Source organism: Rhodococcus sp. EPR-147 (genome assembly GCF_001647185.1).
Classification (GTDB): Bacteria; Actinomycetota; Actinomycetes; order Mycobacteriales; family Mycobacteriaceae; genus Rhodococcoides.
This window is the reverse complement of sequence record NZ_LVCU01000566.1, coordinates 1-576: the sequence shown is the minus strand read 5'-3', so window position 1 is coordinate 576 and position 576 is coordinate 1. Positions and strand designations below refer to the sequence as shown.

Genomic DNA, 576 nt, shown 5'->3' with positions numbered 1-576 from the left:
TCTCGGTGGCGACGGACTCGCCCGCGGATACAGCGGGCAGCCGGGTGTGACGTCGACGCGGTTCGTCGCAGACCCGGGTGTACCCGGAGCTCGGTTGTATCGCACGGGAGACATCGTCCGTCGGTCGTTCGACGGTTCCACGATGGAGTACCTCGGCCGCAGTGATCAGCAGATTCAGCTGCATGGGCGTCGTCTCGAACTCGGCGAGGTGGAGTCCGCGGCCACCACGTGTGCGGGAGTCACCGCGGCCGTGGCCGTCGTGCGCGAGAACCGACTCGTTCTGTACGTCACCGGAGGCTCGGCGGAGCTGGACGGTCATCTCCGGAACCGTCTGCCCGCCTGGATGGTTCCCAGCATCGTCGTGGTTCTCGACGCGCTGCCGATGACTGCGAGCGGCAAGGTCGACCGTCGTGCGTTGCCGGCCCCGACCGCATTCGTCGATACCGAATACGTTGCACCGCAATCCGATACCGAACGCACCGTGGCGGGAGCCTTCGCCGACGTCCTCGGTGTCGAGAAGGTGGGGCGCGAGCACTCGTTCTTCGAGCTCGGCGGTGACTCGCTCAGCGCTACCCG

1 protein-coding gene is annotated in these 576 nt (G+C 67.0%); it reads left to right on the top strand.

The annotated features are described in order from the left end of the window. Positions 1–576, top strand: a 576-nt coding sequence (locus tag A2J02_RS25410; RefSeq protein WP_156516388.1) for an AMP-binding enzyme, incomplete at both ends; no start/stop codon positions are given.